The 15,146-nt window shown below is 71.1% G+C and carries 13 protein-coding genes and 1 tRNA gene; 4 read left to right on the forward strand and 10 right to left on the reverse strand.

What is annotated here, in order from left to right; translation table 11 throughout:
• Positions 1–40 precede the first annotated feature (40 nt).
• Together HB662_RS26225 and HB662_RS26230 are read left to right on the forward strand one after the other, a co-directional pair.
• Positions 41–832, forward strand: a complete 792-nt coding sequence (locus HB662_RS26225; RefSeq protein WP_408871683.1) for a response regulator — start codon at positions 41–43, stop codon at positions 830–832.
• Positions 832–2,106, forward strand: coding sequence for a hybrid sensor histidine kinase/response regulator (locus HB662_RS26230; protein ID WP_168054561.1), 1,275 nt, complete (start codon positions 832–834; stop codon positions 2,104–2,106). The genes HB662_RS26225 and HB662_RS26230 overlap by 1 nt, the downstream gene beginning before the upstream one ends.
• Before the next feature lie 5 nt (positions 2,107–2,111).
• Here HB662_RS26230 and HB662_RS26235 read toward each other — a convergent pair whose 3' ends face one another.
• From HB662_RS26235 to HB662_RS26275, 9 genes are all read right to left on the reverse strand, one after another.
• Entirely contained in the window at positions 2,112–2,621 is a 510-nt protein-coding gene (locus HB662_RS26235; RefSeq protein ID WP_168054563.1) for a ferritin-like domain-containing protein, read from the reverse strand.
• A gap of 97 nt (positions 2,622–2,718) precedes the next feature.
• Positions 2,719–4,839: an ATP-binding protein gene (locus HB662_RS26240; protein WP_209443490.1), complete on the reverse strand. Its 2,121-nt coding sequence runs from the start codon at positions 4,837–4,839 to the stop codon at positions 2,719–2,721.
• A gap of 242 nt (positions 4,840–5,081) precedes the next feature.
• Positions 5,082–6,128 (reverse strand): sensor histidine kinase, encoded by a 1,047-nt coding sequence (locus tag HB662_RS26245; RefSeq protein WP_168054565.1) that lies wholly within the window; start codon positions 6,126–6,128, stop codon positions 5,082–5,084.
• Positions 6,129–6,192: 64 nt separating this feature from the next.
• Positions 6,193–6,696 (reverse strand): YciE/YciF ferroxidase family protein, encoded by a 504-nt coding sequence (locus HB662_RS26250; RefSeq protein ID WP_168054567.1) that lies wholly within the window; start codon positions 6,694–6,696, stop codon positions 6,193–6,195.
• Between the two features lie 95 nt (positions 6,697–6,791).
• Positions 6,792–7,526, reverse strand: coding sequence for a sulfite exporter TauE/SafE family protein (locus tag HB662_RS26255; protein ID WP_168054569.1), 735 nt, complete (start codon positions 7,524–7,526; stop codon positions 6,792–6,794).
• 49 nt (positions 7,527–7,575) lie between these two features.
• Positions 7,576–7,648, reverse strand: a tRNA-Glu gene (locus tag HB662_RS26260).
• Between the two features lie 69 nt (positions 7,649–7,717).
• A complete protein-coding gene (locus HB662_RS26265) occupies positions 7,718–8,794 on the reverse strand; it encodes an NAD(P)/FAD-dependent oxidoreductase (RefSeq protein ID WP_168054571.1) in 1,077 nt (358 codons plus the stop codon).
• The gene (locus tag HB662_RS26270; RefSeq protein WP_168054573.1) at positions 8,791–9,486 is read right to left on the reverse strand and encodes a methyltransferase domain-containing protein; all 696 of its coding nucleotides are present in this window, start codon (positions 9,484–9,486) and stop codon (positions 8,791–8,793) included. The genes HB662_RS26265 and HB662_RS26270 overlap by 4 nt, the downstream gene beginning before the upstream one ends.
• Positions 9,487–9,488: 2 nt before the next feature.
• Positions 9,489–10,547, reverse strand: coding sequence for a type III polyketide synthase (locus HB662_RS26275; RefSeq protein ID WP_168054575.1), 1,059 nt, complete (start codon positions 10,545–10,547; stop codon positions 9,489–9,491).
• A gap of 498 nt (positions 10,548–11,045) precedes the next feature.
• On the opposite strand from HB662_RS26275, the gene rpoD reads away from it, so the two are divergent.
• Together rpoD and HB662_RS26285 are read left to right on the forward strand one after the other, a co-directional pair.
• The gene (rpoD, locus tag HB662_RS26280; RefSeq protein WP_168054577.1) at positions 11,046–12,875 is read left to right on the forward strand and encodes an RNA polymerase sigma factor RpoD; all 1,830 of its coding nucleotides are present in this window, start codon (positions 11,046–11,048) and stop codon (positions 12,873–12,875) included.
• An 81-nt stretch (positions 12,876–12,956) separates the two neighbouring features.
• Entirely contained in the window at positions 12,957–14,393 is a 1,437-nt protein-coding gene (locus tag HB662_RS26285) for a protein adenylyltransferase SelO (RefSeq protein WP_168054579.1), read from the forward strand.
• Positions 14,394–14,400: 7 nt separating this feature from the next.
• Here HB662_RS26285 and HB662_RS26290 read toward each other — a convergent pair whose 3' ends face one another.
• Positions 14,401–15,051, reverse strand: a complete 651-nt coding sequence (locus tag HB662_RS26290; protein WP_168054581.1) for a hypothetical protein — start codon at positions 15,049–15,051, stop codon at positions 14,401–14,403.
• Positions 15,052–15,146: the final 95 nt, after the last annotated feature.

Here is a 15,146-nt window from a genome sequence, read left to right on the forward strand (position 1 = left end):
GGCAGCCTATTTAACCCCCAGCCCCATTCCGACGGGCGACATGACCAGGCAGCAAAGGCCCGTCCTGGTGCTGGAGGATGACGCCGCAGTGGCCGCGACCATCTGCACGGCGCTCGCGCGGGATGGCTGGCAAACCGTCACCGCCAGCACCCTCGCCGAGGGCCGGCTGCGGCTGCACCGCGACAACCCGCGCCTTGTCATCGCCGATCTCGGCCTGCCCGACGGCAACGGCATCGCATTCGTCCGTGAGGCTGCCGCCTGTGCCGATCTCGGCATCATCGTCGTCAGCGGCCGGGCCGAGGAGGTCGATCGCGTGATCGGGCTCGAGGTCGGCGCCGACGACTACCTCACCAAACCTTTCTCGCTGCGGGAGATGGTGGCGCGCGTCCGCGCGCTCAGCCGGCGGCTCGATTCGGTCACGCCCGTTGCGGCACCTCACGCCCCGCGCAATGGATTGCAGGAGGCGCAGGCCAGCGCGCCGATGCCGCACGACCCGGAGTGGACGCCGGGCGCGACCATCGCAGAACCGACCGCGTGGACCATTGCCGGCGTTTCCTTGCAACCATCGCGATTCCGGCTGGTGGCCGCGGATTCCAATGAGACGCGGCTGACCGGTGCGGAGGCCGGCCTGCTGGCCCTGCTGCTGACCGAGCCGGACCACCTGGCGGACCGGGCGACGATCTCGCAGCGCGTGCTGGGACGCAAGCTGCTGCCGGAGCAGCGTGGGGTTGACCAGCTCGCCTCCAACCTCCGGCAGAAGTTGCTTGCTGCCTCCGCCGGGCAGATGACCATCGCGGCGCAGCGCGGCCGGGGCTACCGGCTCGTCTGGTGATGGACACCGCCCCCGCCGATCCCGCGACGACGACCGCGCCGGCCATGCCGCCACCGCTCAGCATATTGGTGGTGGATGATGAGAGGCAGATCGTCGAGCTGCTGGTGCGGGCGCTGGCGCAGCGTGGCTTCGACGTCAGGGGCGCACCCGACGCGGCCGCCGCCAAGGCCGCCATCGATGCCGACGAGACCATCGGCGTGCTGCTCTCCGATGTCCGCATGCCGGGCCAGACCGGCCTGGCGCTTGCCGAGGAATTGCTGCGCGACCGGGAGGAAGCGCGCGCGCTGGAGGTCGTGCTGCTGACCGGCGGCGCCACGGCCGATGTCGCACTCGGCGCGCTGCGCGCCCGCACCTTCGACCTGGTGCAGAAGCCGCTACGCCTGAGCGAGGTGGCCGCGGTGGTGGAACGCGCACTCGCAAGCTGCCAGGAGCGGCGCGCGCGCGCGATGCGCGATGCCGAGGTTGAGATCCGCATCGGCGCGGCGGAGGCTGAGCGTGCACGGTTGGCAGACCGCCTGAACGCCTCCGCCGCACGGCTCGACGACGTGCAGAGTGCGCTCGTTGCCAGCCAGCGCATGCGCAGCGACCTTCTGGCGGTGATCTCGCACGAGATGCGAACGCCGCTCATTCCCATCCTCGGCTTTTCCGAGATCCTGGCCGGCGGCACGGCGCTGCCGGCGGCCGAGGTCCGCGACTACGGCAGGCTGATCCAGTCCGGCGCACAGCGCCTGCTGTCGCTGATCGAGAGCGCGCTGGACATCGTCGCGCTCGAGCATGGGCGCGGCCTGACCACGGGCTTGCCGGAGCCGGCGTCGCGCCTGCTGGCGCGGGTCCTCGCCGCACAGGCGATGCACGCGAAGGCGCATGACGTCCGGCTGGAACTGGCGGATGGCGAGGCGCAGGCCCTGGTGGCCGGCGACCTCCGCCTGTTGGCCGCCGCCGTGGGCCAGTTGCTGGACAACGCCATCAAGGCATCCCCGTCCGGCGGTACCGTCGAGCTTGGCTGCTCGGTACGGCCGGATGGCGGGGTCGACATGCTGGTCCGCGACCACGGCGCCGGCCTGCCGGTCGGGCTGGAGGAACAGATCGGCACACCCTTCCTGCAGGCGGACATGTCGCTTACCCGCAGCTGGCCGGGCGCCGGGCTGGGCCTCGCCCTCGTTACCCGCGTCGCCGCCGCGCATGGCGGACGGCTGCGGCTGCGTGCGGCGGAAGGCGGCGGTACCGAGGCCTGCCTGGAGCTGCCGGCGAGCCTGCACCAAGCCGCCGCCTGAACCGACTACACCCCTGCGGTTTCCCCGCGGGTTCGCAGGCTCGCGTAGCGCCGTGTCACCGTATCGAGGTTGTCGTGGCACCACTGCGCCATGCGTTCCTCCTCCCTCAGCGAGAGATCGAGCGGCGCATGCGCGGCGGCGTGGCCGGCAAGTTCCGCGAGCGTGATCAGGGAGCGGTAGCTGGCAATCTCGAAATGCTCGAAGGCGTAGTTCGCGATCTGGTTCTTCAGCACCTCGTCCGGCGCCACCACATGCCCGGCCGCGGCCATGTTGCCCATGAACCCAGTCACCATGTCCTTGAAGGCGGAGTGTGAAGTGCCAAGCGAGCTGAGCAGCTCATCCAGCCGGTCGCGCTGCACCTCGCTTTCCTGGATGTGGCGCCGCAGCTGTGCTTCCACCTCCGGGTAGTTCTCCAGCCGCTCCACCTGGCGCGACAGCAACTGGATGGCCTGCGTCTCCAGGGCGCGGGCGTTGACCAGACCCGAGACATAGATCTCGCGGATGTTCTCCTGCATGGCGCTCTCCGTATTCTGCATTAGGGCGGTCCCGCCAGCGGCAGGCACCGCGCAGCGAACGCGCCGACGCCGCGGGCGACGCATGACGAGGCGGTGATTACGCAGCCAGCATCCGGCGCATCCGGCGTGCCAGATCATCCATCACGAAGGGCTTGGTCAGCAGCTCGATTCCCGGCTCCAGCGCCACCTCGCCGATCACGGCCGATTCGGCGTAGCCGGTGATCAGCAGCACCTTGAGTCCGGGACGCAGCGCCCGCGCCGCCTCCGCCACCTGGCGCCCATTCATGCCGCCCGGCAGGCCGACATCGGTGACGAGCAGTTCCACCTGGCCCGCGGCGCGCAGCGCGTTCAGTCCGGTGGCGCCGTCCGCGGCCTGCAGCGTGCTGCAGCCCATGTCTTCCAGTACCTCCGTCACCAGGCTGCGGATCGCGGGCTCGTCATCCACCACCAACACCGTCCGGCCAGGCGCCGCCGCGGCCGCCATGGTCGCGCCAGGGGGCGCCTCGGCCGCCGCCGCCGCCCCGCTGTGGCGTGGCAGGTACAGCACGGCGCTGGTGCCCTGCCCTGGCGCGGAGTCGATCCGCACATGGCCACCGGATTGCCGCACGAAGCCGTAGATCATCGACAGGCCGAGCCCGGTGCCCTTGCCCAGCGGCTTGGTGGTGAAGAACGGATCGAAGGCGCGTTCCACCACCTCGGGCGGCATCCCGGTGCCTGTATCGGTGACGGTGAGGGTGACATAGGCGCCGGCCGTCAGGTCCCATTCCTCCGCCATCAGGGGGTCCACCCAGGCATGCGCGGTCTCGATCCGCAGTCGCCCGCCATCCGGCATCGCATCGCGCGCATTGATGCAAAGGTTCAGCAGCGCGTTCTCCATCTGGTTGCGGTCCACCAGCGCGGTCCACAGCCCCGCCCGCAGCGCGACTTCCACTTCGACTTCCGGCCCGACGGTCCGGCGGATCATCTCCTCCAGTCCGCGCACCAGCTGGTTGATGTCCGTCGGCCGCGGGTCCAGCGTCTGCCGGCGGGAGAAGGCGAGCAGCCGGTGCGTCAGCGCCGCGGCGCGCTTGGCGGCGCTCTGCGCGGCGGCGATGTAGCGGTCCAGCTCACCGATCCGGCCCTGCGCGCGCCGCTTCTCCATGAAGCTGAGGCTGCCGATGATGGCGGTCAGCAGGTTGTTGAAGTCATGCGCGATGCCGCCGGTGAGCTGGCCCACAGCCTCCATCTTCTGCGCCTGCCGCAGCTTCTCCTCCGCCGCCGCGCGCTGCTGCTGCTCGCGTTCCAATGCCTCGGTGCGTTCGATCACGCGCTGTTCCAGCGCGTCGTTCAGCGCGTGCAGGGCGTTCTCGAGCCGCTTGCGGTCCTCGATATCCTCCAGGGTGCCGTACCAGCCGACGATGGTACCCTGCGGCCCATGTCGCGGCGCGGCGCGCGCGCGCAGCCAGCGATAGTCGCCGGAGGCGGTGCGGATGCGCGCCTCCATGTCGAAGGGCTGCCCGCTGCGCACCGCGTTGCGCCAGGCGCCCTCCAGCCTCTCGCGGTCCTCCGGATGCGGCGAATCACGCCAGCTGGTCCGCAGCGCTTCCTCACGCGTCTGCCCGGTGAGATCCAGCCACCGGTCGCTGAAGCCGGTGATGCGGCCGTTGGCGTCGGCGGTCCACGGGATCTGCGGGTTCAGCTCGACAGAGGCGCGATGATGGTCCTCGCTCTCCCGCAGCGCCTGCTGCGCCGCCTCCTGCTCCGCGGCGACGCGCAGGCGGTCCACCGCCGCGGCCAGCAGGTTGGCATAGCTGCGGAGGAAGCTGATGTCGGTGTCGCTGAACTCACGCGGCCGCAGGCTGTCCACCTGCAGGATGCCATAGGGCGGGCGCCCCTCGCCGCCGATGATGATGACGTTGACCAGGGCTCGCACCCCGGTGTCGCGGATGAAAGCTGGGTAGGTGAAGCGCTCTTCCGCATCGATGTCCGGCGAGACGGCCGGCTCGCCCTTCCGCAGCGCGAATCCCTCCGACGATCCCCGCTCCGCCTTGACCCGCACCTGGCCGACGATCCCTGGCGGCCAGCCCACGCCGGCGCGGACCAGCAGGGTTTCGCCGTCCTCCTGCAGCTCCATGACCTTCGCCAGGTCCGAGCCCAGCGCATCACGGACCAGAAGGCTCGCCTGTTCCAGGATGTGATCGAGGTCGTCGCACCGCAATGCGAGTTCGCCGAAGCGCACCAGAACCTCCTGCTGCCGCAGGAGCTCCTTCTCGCGTCCGCTTCGGGGACGCTCCCGATTTTCCTGCGGTTCGTGCCGCAACGCTTGCCGATCCTGTCTCGATACGTGCCAAGAAAGCCGATCGCCCGCCGAAGTTTCCGGTACCGACGAAATGGGCGGCGCGTGGAACAGGCGGCCTGATCAACGGCCGGGTGAATCATCTGCGGCCGCCGCGGCTTCCGCAGGGCGGGTGGCCGCGGCTGTCAGCCCGCGGGGAAGCGCAGGGAGTTGGCCAGGCCCGGGCGGTCCGTCCCCGGCGCGGATGGCGCGACTTCCAGCTTGCCGCCAAGCTGGCCGGCAAGCGCACGGCTGATCCGCATGCCAAGGCCGCTACCCAGAGGCGGTGAGCCCGGGCTGGTGCCCACGCCATTGTCCTGCACGATCAGCACGAACTCATTCCCCTCACGCCGGAACACCACGTCCACGCGGCCCTCCATGTCGTTCGGGAAGGCGTATTTGAGGGCGTTGCCGACCAGCTCGTTGACGATGAGGCCGATCGCGACGGCACGCGCCATCGGCAGCACCGTGCTCTCGGCGGAAACCGTCAGGGCGATTGGCCGCATGTCCACCGCGGCATCGTCGAGGTCGCCGATCAGGCCTTCCAGGTAGCCACGGCTTTCGACCTCGGCGCGGCCATCCTCCTCCCGGTGCCGGTCGAGGCGGCCGTTGATCCGCGCCAGCGCGGCGATGCGGGCGGACGCGTCGTTCAACGCGTCGCGCGCGGCGGCTTCCTTCGAGGAACCGGCCTGCAGTCGCAGCGTGGCCGCTAGGCGTTGGAGGTCGTTGCGAGCGCGATGCACGGATTCGCTCAACAGCGTGCCGCGTTGCGCTGCCGTGTTGCGCAGGCTGGCATTGGCGCTGGCCAGTTCCGCCCGCTCCGTCGCCAGGCTGCTCAGCGCGCGGTGCAGCGCTTCCAGCAGCGTCGCGGTGAACAGGGCGATGGCGAGGAAGACGAACAGCTCCACCAGCGCCGTCGGCTCTGCGATCAGGAAGGAGAAGGCCGGCGGCACAAAGAACCAGACCGCCAGCCCGGCGCTGAGCAGCGAGGCGTAGACGCCGGTGCCGCGGTCGAAGACGATGCCCGCCCCCATGATCGCCGGCAGGAACATCAGGTAGGGCATCGCCGGATCCCGTCCGAGCAAGGCCAGTCGCAGTGCCAGGCAGGCGAGCACCATCATCGTGGTGGCGCCATAGCGCGCCCAGACGGGCATCGCGCGCGTCGCCACCATCTTCCGGAAAAGCTGATCCATTCCTTGAGCCGTATTCACCCTTCCTGCGCCGCGGCGAGAGGGATGCCGCCCGCCGCGGCGGGCCTCATGCCGCCGCCTTGTTGACGCGGCTCTCCGCGATCGAGGTCAGCTTGCGGTCGGCCGCGTATTCCTCGTCCAGCGTCTGCTGCAACACCGCCGCACAGTCGTTGCGGCCGAGTTCCTTGGCGAAGGACACCAGCGTGCCGTAGCGGGTGATCTCGTAATGCTCCACCGCCTGGGCGGAGGAGATGATGGCGGCGTCGAGCACATCGTTGTCGTTGGCGGTGCCGAGGATGTCCTTGGCCTCCTCCAATATGCCGTCCATCGCGGCGCAGGTGGTGCCCTTCACCGGCTGGCCATGCATCTCGAACACCTGCTCGAGCCGCCGGATCTGGCCTTCGGTTTCCGTCAGATGCGCCTGCAGGCCCTGCTTCAGCTGCGGGTTGGTTGCCTTGTCGATCATCTTCGGCAGCGACTTCACGATCTGCTGCTCGGCGTAATAGATGTCCTGCAGCGTGTGGACGAACAGGTCATCGAGCGACTTGATGGATTTCGAGAACAGACCCATGGGAGGTTCCTCCTGCCATTGCGTGCGGCACCGGCCACGGCACCGCGTCGCCATGCAACGCCGCCCCGCCGGGTCGGTTCACCCGCCGGGCCGGGCTACAGGCTGGAAGCGACCAGCGATATGCCGGACAGCGCCAGCAGGCCCAGCACCACCTCATGGAAATGCTGGTCGCTCAACCGCCGGTAGGCCAGCGCCCCGAGCCAGGTGCCGAGCAGCGTGCCCGGCAGGGCAACCAGCGCCAGCGCGGCGAAATCGCGGGTGATGAGGCCGGAGGCCGCATGCCAGGCCAGGGCCGCGGCAAGCACGGTGAAGTTGAAGGCCTGGAAGACGCCACGCCGCTCATCCTTGCCCCAGCCGCGCAGCGTGGCCCAGATGGTCGGCAGCGGGCCGGACAGCCCGGCCAGCCCGCCCAGCACGCCGCCGCAGAACCCCACCACCGCATCCGCCCCGCGCCCGCCCCAGCGCAGGCGCGGCCGATAGCGCCCCAGCAGCATGAAGCCGGAGAAGCCGAGCAGCAGAACGCCGATGCCCGCGCGGAATGCCTGCGGATCGACCTGCCCCAGCAGCAGGGTGCCGACCGGCACCCCGGCCAGCCCGGCGGCCAGCATCGGCCAGATGCGGGCGCGGTCCACAGCCTGCCAGACGCTGCGGATGGTCAGCAGATGCGCGACGACGGAGCACAGCACGACCAGCGTCGCCGCCATCGCCGGCTCCACCACCATGAGCCAAACCCCGAGCGCCACCAGCCCGGTGCCGAACCCCGCGAGGCCTGAGACGAAGCCGCCTGCCAGGGCGCCGGCCAGGATCATCAGAACCGTGCCGGTCAGCATCGCGGCGGTGCGGCCTGGTCGGGAGGATTATCGCGGCGGATCAAGGGAATGCCCCGTACGGGATTCGAACCCGTGTTACAGCCTTGAAAGGGCCGTGTCCTAGGCCTCTAGACGAACGGGACAGGCTGGGATGGCGGGCCGTATGGCGTCCGATCGGCCTTTGGTCAACCCCCTTTCAGGGGTTGGCGGGTTCACGCCAGCCCCATCCTGGTGTGCCGGGCGGCCCAGCCGGCCAGGCCGGGCAGCCCGGCCACGGCCAGGACCAGCGCCGCCGGGGCGGTTGCGATCAGCCTGTCCGCCAGCCCCGCCAGCCGCATCCCCGGCCGCACCGCCCGCGCCCAGGCGGCGTGATGCGCCGCCTCCGACCCGCCGGCCAGGATCGCCAGCCCGGCGCGCTGCCCGGACGCCAGCGCCATGGCGATGCCGTCGCCGCAGAGGGATGGCACGACGGAGGCCTGGTCCCCCACCCGGAACAGTCCCGCCGGGCCGCCGGCGCCGTGGATGTAGCCATAGGGCACGCCCGCCACCGCCATCGGCCTCATCCAGGCGGGCCGGGCGGCGCGCAGCAGCGTGGCGGCGAGCGCGGAGCCCTGCCGGACCATCTCCAGCAGCGCCGCCGGGTCGCGCGCCGCCTGCGCCAGGCCGGACGCGCCGGGCGCCAGAGCCAGGCAAAGGTTCGCGCCGCCGCCGGCGCGTGGCTGCAACCCGGCATAGCCGCCGCCGAAGGCGAGCAGCGCGATGCAATCGTCCAGTTGCACCCCATCCAGCGCCAGCTTCAGGCCGAGCGCGCCGGGTGGGGCGGGGCGCGCCAGGCCGCGCATCTCATGCTTGCCCGTGGCCAGCACCAGCCGCGCGCCATCCAGCACCGCGCCATCGGACAGCCGCAGCCGCCAGCCGGCCGGGATGGGTTCCGCCGCCACGGCCGCAGCGCCGCAGCGCAGTTCCGCCCCCGCCGCCGCGGCGCGCTGCAGCAGCGCCGAATCCAGCGTGGCCCGCGGCAGCGACCAGGCCGCGAAGGGCAGCGTGAAGGCGCCGCGATGGCGCCCGGCGCCGAAGATGGCGCGCCGGATCGGCACCGCGCCCAGCGCCGCCAGGTCCAGCCCCAGCCCGGCCAGCAGCGCCGCGGCATCGGCGCCGAGGAATTCGCCGCAGACCTTCTCGGCCGGCTGCGCGGCGCGTTCCACCAGCAGCGGCGCCGCGCCCGCACGCCCCAGGGCGATGGCCGCAGCCGCACCCGCCGGACCACCGCCGAGGATCAGCGTTCTCATCCGCCCGGCCCTGCTGCGCCGGGCCCCTCCACCGCCCAGCGGAAGGGCAGCACCCATCGCGGGGAAGCCTGCACGCCGGCGGCGGCGATCAGCCGCGTCCAGTCGGCCCGGCTGAAGCCGCGGGCGACCGAGATCGGGCCGTCATGGCAGACCATCGGGTGCATCCGCAGCAGCCGCGTGCCGGCCCAGACGGCGGCCCAGGGCACCGGGTGGCGATGCAGGTCCAGGATCAGCCAGCGGCGCCGCGCATGCGCCGGCAGCCAGCGCAGGAAGCGGACCAGCGTGGCGTCATCCAGGTGGTGCGCGAACAGGCCGCACACCACCACGTCGAAGCGGCGCGCTTCCGGCAGGTCGAACAGGTCGGCGGTGATCCAGCGCGCCGGCGTGGCCTGGCGGATGGCATGCGCCTCCGCCCAGGGGCTGCGGTCCAGCCCCCACAGTTCCAGCGCCACGCCGCGTCGCGCGCCCCAGGCGGCCACGGCCCGCAGCGCGTCGCCGCCGCCGGCGCCGACATCGAGCACGGAAAGCGGCTGGCCGGGCTGCGCCGCCGCCACCCGGTCGAGAAACCGCAGCAACGGCGCCCTGGCGAAGGTCATGCGGTTGATCCGCGCCAGGTCGGCCAGCGCTGCGTCGAAATCCGCCTCACTCTGGCCCGGGTCGTCCATGATCTCGGCGGCGGTGCTGCGGGGCATGGTCAGGCGACCTGGAAGCGCATCGCTTCGGCCGACAGGCCCGGGCCGAAGGCCAGTGCGCAGCCGGGGCCGGGCCGCCCCTCCGCCAGCATCCGCGCCAGCACGAACAGCACGGTGGCGGAGGACATGTTGCCATGCGCATCCAGCACGGCCCTGCTGGTCTCCAGCGCCTGCTCCGGCAGCTCCAGCCCATGCGCCACCGCGTCCAGGATGGAGCGGCCGCCCGGATGCACCGCCCAATGCGTCACCTCATCCACCCCCCGTCCCGCCAGCATCACCGGTGCCAGATCCGGCAGCGCATGCGCCAGGGTGAAGGGCACCATGCCGGACAGGGTCATGTCGAAGCCGGCATCGCCGATGCGCCAGGTGATCTGGTCCGCCGCCTCGGGGATGACGACGCTGCTGAAGCCATCCAGCCGCAGCCCCTCGGGCTCCGCCGAAACCACGGCGGCGGCGCAGCCATCGGCGAACAGCAGGAAGCACAGAAGCTGCTCCAGCGCCGTGGTGTCCTGCAGGTGCAGGGTGCAGAGTTCCAGGCACACCACCAGCACCCGCGCCCCGGGCTGGCTGCGGACCATGTGCCAGGCCAGCTTCAGCGCGTTGATCGCCGCCTGGCAGCCCATGAAGCCCACCGTCGTCCGCTCCACATTCAGCGGCAGGCCGAAGCGGGCGATGATCTGGCGGTCGAGCCCCGGGGCGACGAAGCCGGTGCAGGTGGCGACGATCAGGTGGGTGATGCCGGCGCCGTCCTGCTCCATGCCGAGCCGCAGCAGCGCCTGCTCGGCCAGCGGCGGGGCCTCCGCCTCCCAGCGCGCCATGCGGGCGCGGGTGGTCGGGAAGGCGCCGCCCTGGCGATAGAAGCCGCAGATGGTGCCGGAGCCTTCGGGCAGGGATGGCTCCAGCACGGAATGCCGGGTGGTGATGGCGGCGCGTTCCGCCATGCGGCCGAAGGCGCGTTCATCGCGTCCCAGGGCCTGGGCGGCGGCGAAGGCGCGGAAGGCGCCGTGCACCTGGTGCTGCGGGACGGCGGTGGCGATCCGGTTGATGAAGACTTCGTTCATCGGTTCCCGCTTGTAATGGGGGGTCGGCCCATGAGGTTGGCCATGGCGTAGACACGTCACCGGTGCAGCCGCATCACGCCTGCGCCAGACCATGAGCCAAACCGGGAGCTAAAAGGGGTCCCCGAACCAGGGAGTTGAAGGCCTTCTCGCACGGATGGGGACGAGCCATGCAGAAAAGCCGGGACAACGTCACAGTTTCTTCCGATAAGGGGTGTCCGCGCGGGTCCAGATGCCCATATGGCCCACTCGCCGTCATGGCGGCGCGTCCCCCTTCCGTCGGCCTCTCCGCCTGCCGGTCACCCCGGCAGGGGCGGAGATGTGTCATCGGTGCAGGCCGGGGCTGGTTAAGTCGGGGCGTGGTTAAGTCGGGGCGTGGTTAACCGGTGAAGAAGTGGCCTTCGGCCGCCTCGGGCGGAACGAAGAGGAGCGGATCGACAGATGGACGGCATGTTCGCACGTAAGGCAACGGATCGGGACGAAATGGCTGGAGCCGGGGCCATGCCCTACGACCATGCCGGCGCCACGGACATGCCCGGAATGGCGGAGCATGAGTCCTTCGACGTCGAGATGGTGGCCGACCCGCTGCCGATGGACGAGATCGAGGACGCGGCGAATTCCCTGCTCGAGGAATTCGGCCTCGGCAACACCGGCAGCGATGACCGCGTCGCGCATGGCGACGACGAGGAAAGCGCGCCCACCCTTGCGGCCGATGAGCCGCAGGAGACGGGCGACGGTCAGCCCGCCGGTCGCAACATCTCCGCCGCCGCGGCCGCCGCCGCCAGCCGCTCCGACGACCCGGTCGCGCTGTTCCTGCGCGAGATGGGTGTCGCCGAGCCGCTGACGCGCGAAGCCGAGATCGCCATCGCCCAGCGCATCGAGGCCGGGCGCGACGCGATGCTGGCCGCGCTGTGCGAAAGCCCCACCACCTCCGCCGCGCTGATTGCCTGGCGCGATGCGATCGCCGCCGGCCGCATGCCGCTGCGCGACGTGATCGAGCTGGAGGCGACCGCCGCCGCCAACCTGCCGGAAGAGACCCTGCTGGAGCCCGCGCCGGAAGGCGAGGAGGCCGCCGCGGAGGCGCCGCACGCGACCATCGACGCCCGGCTGAAGCCCGAGGCGCTCGCCGCCATCGAGGCCGCGCTGGAAGGCCTGGCCGCGCTCCGCGCCGCCGGCGTGACATCGACCAAGGGCGTCGCCGGCGTGACGGCGACCAACGGCGCCTCCGGCGCCGGGGCCGCCAAGGCGCGCGCCGAGGCGGTGGCCTTGGTCACCGGCCTGCGCCTGCGCCCGGCCCGGATCGAGGAGCTGATCGAGCGGCTGCGCGATGCCAACCGCGCGCTGATGATGCTGGATGGCCGCGCGCTGCGCCTGGCGGAGGCCGCGCGGATCAGCCGTGGCGACTTCCTGAAGCTGTGGAACGGCGGTGCCGCCGGCGCCATCGCGCGGCTGGAGGGTGCCGCGAAGCCCGCCGGCCTGCGCGACCTGAAGGCCGGGCTGGTCGATGTGCGCGCCGAGCTGGAGCGCATCGAGGAAAGCTGCGGCCTGACCGCGCCGCAGCTCCGCCGCCTGCATGTGGAAGCCGCCAGTGCCGAGCGCGACATGCGCCGGGCACGGGAGGAACTGACGCGGGCCAATCTGCGCCTGGTGGTCTACATCGCCCGCAAGTACCGCAACCGCGGCCTGATGCTGGGCGACCTGATCCAGGAAGGCAGCCTGGGCCTGATGCGCGCGGTCGAGAAGTTCGACTGGCGGCGCGGCTTCAAGTTCGCGACCTACGCGACCTGGTGGATCCGCCAGTCCGTGACGCGCGCCATCGCCGACCAGTCCCGCACCATCCGCGTTCCCGTCCACATGACGGAGACGGTGGGCAAGGTGGTACGCACCGGTCGCCGCCTGGCGCAGCAGACCGGCCGCGAGCCGACGCCGGAGGAACTGGCCAACCGCCTCGGCATGCCGCTGGAGAAGGTCCGCACCGTGCAGGGCCTGGCGAAGGAGCCGGTGAGCCTCGAAGCGCCGATCGGCGAGGAAGGCGATGCCCGGCTCGGCGACCTGATCGAGGACAAGGATGCGATCCTGCCCTTCGACGCCGCCGCCCGCGCCGGGCTGCGCGACGCCGCCGGCAAGGTGCTGGGCGACCTGACGCCGCGCGAGGAACGCATCCTGCGGATGCGCTTCGGCATCGGCATGAACAGCGAGCACACGCTGGAGGAGGTCGGCCGCACCTTCGGCGTAACCCGTGAGCGCATCCGCCAGATCGAGGCGAAGGCGCTCGGCAAGCTGCGTCAATCCTCCCAGGGCCGCGCCCTGCGCAGCTTCCTCGAGGCCTGACCCCAAAGCCCTCCCCCCTCACCTGGGGGGGAGGGTTGGGTGGGGGCCGGCGCCGCGCCCAATTTCAAAGGAGCCACCCCCATGGCCCCCACCATTCCCTTCGACAATTCCTATGCCCGCCTGCCGGACCGCTTCTTCGCGCGGCAGGCCCCGGTGCCCGTCGCGGCGCCCCGGCTGATCAAGCTGAACACCGCGCTGGCCGGACAGCTCGGCATCGACCCCGCCGCGCTGACCGCCGATGTTCTGGCCGGCAACACCGTGCCGGATGGCGCGGAACCGCTGGCGCAGGCCTATGCCGGACACCAGTTCGGCCACTTCACCCCGCGCCTCGGCGATGGCCGCGCCATCCTGCTGGGCGAGGTGGTGGACCGGGACGGACAGCGGCGCGACATCCAGTTCAAGGGCTCCGGCCCCACCCCCTTCTCCCGCCACGCCGATGGCCGCGCGGCGCTCGGGCCAGTGCTGCGCGAATACATCGTCAGTGAGGCGATGGCCGCCTACGGCGTGCCCACCACCCGTGCCCTCGCGGCGGTGGCGACCGGGGAGGAGGTGATGCGCGAAACCCCCCTGCCCGGCGCCGTGCTGACCCGCATTGCCGCCAGCCATATTCGCGTCGGCACCTTCCAGTATTTCGCGGCCCGCGGCGACGGCGAGGCCGTGCAGGCGCTGCTGGACTATGCCATCGCGCGGCATGATCCCGCCGCGGCCCGGGCCGAAAGCCCGGCGGCGGCCTTCTTCCAGGGCGTGGTGGCACGGCAGGCGGCGCTGGTGGCGCGCTGGCTCGGCCTCGGCTTCATCCATGGCGTGATGAACACCGACAATATGACGGTCAGCGGGGAGACGATCGACTACGGCCCCTGCGCCTTCATGGAGGCGTACGATCCCGGCGCCGTGTTCAGCTCGATCGACCATGCCGGTCGCTACGCCTACGCCAACCAGCCGCGCATCGCGCAATGGAACCTGGCGCGGCTGGCGGAGACGCTGCTGCCCTTCATGGCGGAGGGCGAGGACCAGCAGATCCAGGTCGCCCAGGCAGCGCTGGGCGAATTCGCACCGGCCTTCCAGGCCGCCTGGCTCGACACCTTCCGCGCCAAGCTCGGCCTGACGGGGGTGGAGGAAGACGACGCGACGCTGATCCAGGACCTGCTGTCCCGCATGGCGGCGAACGGGGCCGATTTCACGCTGACCTTCCGCGCCCTGGCGACCGGACCCCGCGCGGCGCGGGACCTGTTCGCGGACCCAGTGGCCTTCGATGGCTGGGCGGAGGCCTGGCAGGCGCGGCGCACCCAGGGCGGATTGCCGGATACGGCGATGCGGGCCGCCAACCCGGCCTTCATCCCGCGCAACCATCTGGTGGAGGAAGCCATTGCCGCCGCCGTCACGCGGGATGATTTCGGCCCCTTCGCGACGCTGGTCGAGATCCTGTCCCGCCCCTTCGAGGATCAGCCGGAACACGCCCGGCATGCGCTGCCGGCACGGCCCGAGGAGCGCGTCCTGGCCACCTTCTGCGGCACCTGACGCCGCCTCAGGGCAGGCTCACCCGCAGGGTGGCGGAATCGCCCCGCAGGCTGGCCAGGTGGTGCAGCAGGGCGCGGATCGCCATCGCCACGGCCAGCATCTCCCCCGCCTCCTCCACCGTGACCATCGCGATGAAATCCCAGCGCATGAAGGCCGCTTCCTCGCCGTATTGGGCGACCACCACCGATTCTGGAAGTTCCATGCCGATCGCGGAGGTGATGAACAGCGCGGCGGCGCCGGCCAGCCACCATTTTGTGCCAGGCGGCAACCGCCACCAGAACGGCAGCAGGATGCCGGCGCAGATCAGCGCCAACGCACCGAAGGGGACCACCCAGACATAGAACAGCGCGCCATCCTCGGCCTGGCGGTCGCCGAGATTGTTGAAGACCTCATGGATGGAGGTGGCCTCATCCACCGCCATGTAGAGCAGCAGCAGGGTAATGAAGGTCCAGATGCGGGCGTCGCGCGCGGCATCGACGCGGGCCAGCAGCGCGGCGATGGCGGCCGCCGCGACGAGCATGACGGCGGAGAAGAAGGCCGGGATGCTTGATTCCGTCAGGAACTGCAGGCGGCTCGTCAGGCCGAGCAGATGGTCGCGCCCGGATTGGATGTGCAGCCAGCTGACTGCCAGATGCGCCAGAACCAGAACGAATATCACCAAACCATGAAGCAAGAAAACGCGGTCCGGCCTGATCTCCAGGTAATTCAGATCCCTCGACGCGAATGAATCGAATTCCGGCTTCAAAAATTTGC

It is taken from the genome of Falsiroseomonas frigidaquae (genome assembly GCF_012163145.1).
Taxonomy (GTDB): Bacteria; Pseudomonadota; Alphaproteobacteria; order Acetobacterales; family Acetobacteraceae; genus Falsiroseomonas; species Falsiroseomonas frigidaquae.

What these genes read in the sequence shown, in the direction of transcription:
- HB662_RS26230 (WP_168054561.1), top strand. Translation starts at nt 832, where the DNA reads ATGGACACCGCCCCCGCCGATCCCGCGACGACGACCGCGCCGGCCATG.
- HB662_RS26275 (WP_168054575.1), bottom strand. Translation starts at nt 10,547, where the DNA reads ATGAACGAAGTCTTCATCAACCGGATCGCCACCGCCGTCCCGCAGCAC.
- HB662_RS26225 (WP_408871683.1), top strand. Translation starts at nt 41, where the DNA reads ATGACCAGGCAGCAAAGGCCCGTCCTGGTGCTGGAGGATGACGCCGCA.
- HB662_RS26265 (WP_168054571.1), bottom strand. Translation starts at nt 8,794, where the DNA reads ATGAGAACGCTGATCCTCGGCGGTGGTCCGGCGGGTGCGGCTGCGGCC.
- HB662_RS26245 (WP_168054565.1), bottom strand. Translation starts at nt 6,128, where the DNA reads ATGGATCAGCTTTTCCGGAAGATGGTGGCGACGCGCGCGATGCCCGTC.
- HB662_RS26270 (WP_168054573.1), bottom strand. Translation starts at nt 9,486, where the DNA reads ATGCCCCGCAGCACCGCCGCCGAGATCATGGACGACCCGGGCCAGAGT.
- rpoD (WP_168054577.1), top strand. Translation starts at nt 11,046, where the DNA reads ATGCCCTACGACCATGCCGGCGCCACGGACATGCCCGGAATGGCGGAG.
- HB662_RS26235 (WP_168054563.1), bottom strand. Translation starts at nt 2,621, where the DNA reads ATGCAGGAGAACATCCGCGAGATCTATGTCTCGGGTCTGGTCAACGCC.
- HB662_RS26255 (WP_168054569.1), bottom strand. Translation starts at nt 7,526, where the DNA reads ATGCTGACCGGCACGGTTCTGATGATCCTGGCCGGCGCCCTGGCAGGC.
- HB662_RS26250 (WP_168054567.1), bottom strand. Translation starts at nt 6,696, where the DNA reads ATGGGTCTGTTCTCGAAATCCATCAAGTCGCTCGATGACCTGTTCGTC.
- HB662_RS26285 (WP_168054579.1), top strand. Translation starts at nt 12,957, where the DNA reads ATGGCCCCCACCATTCCCTTCGACAATTCCTATGCCCGCCTGCCGGAC.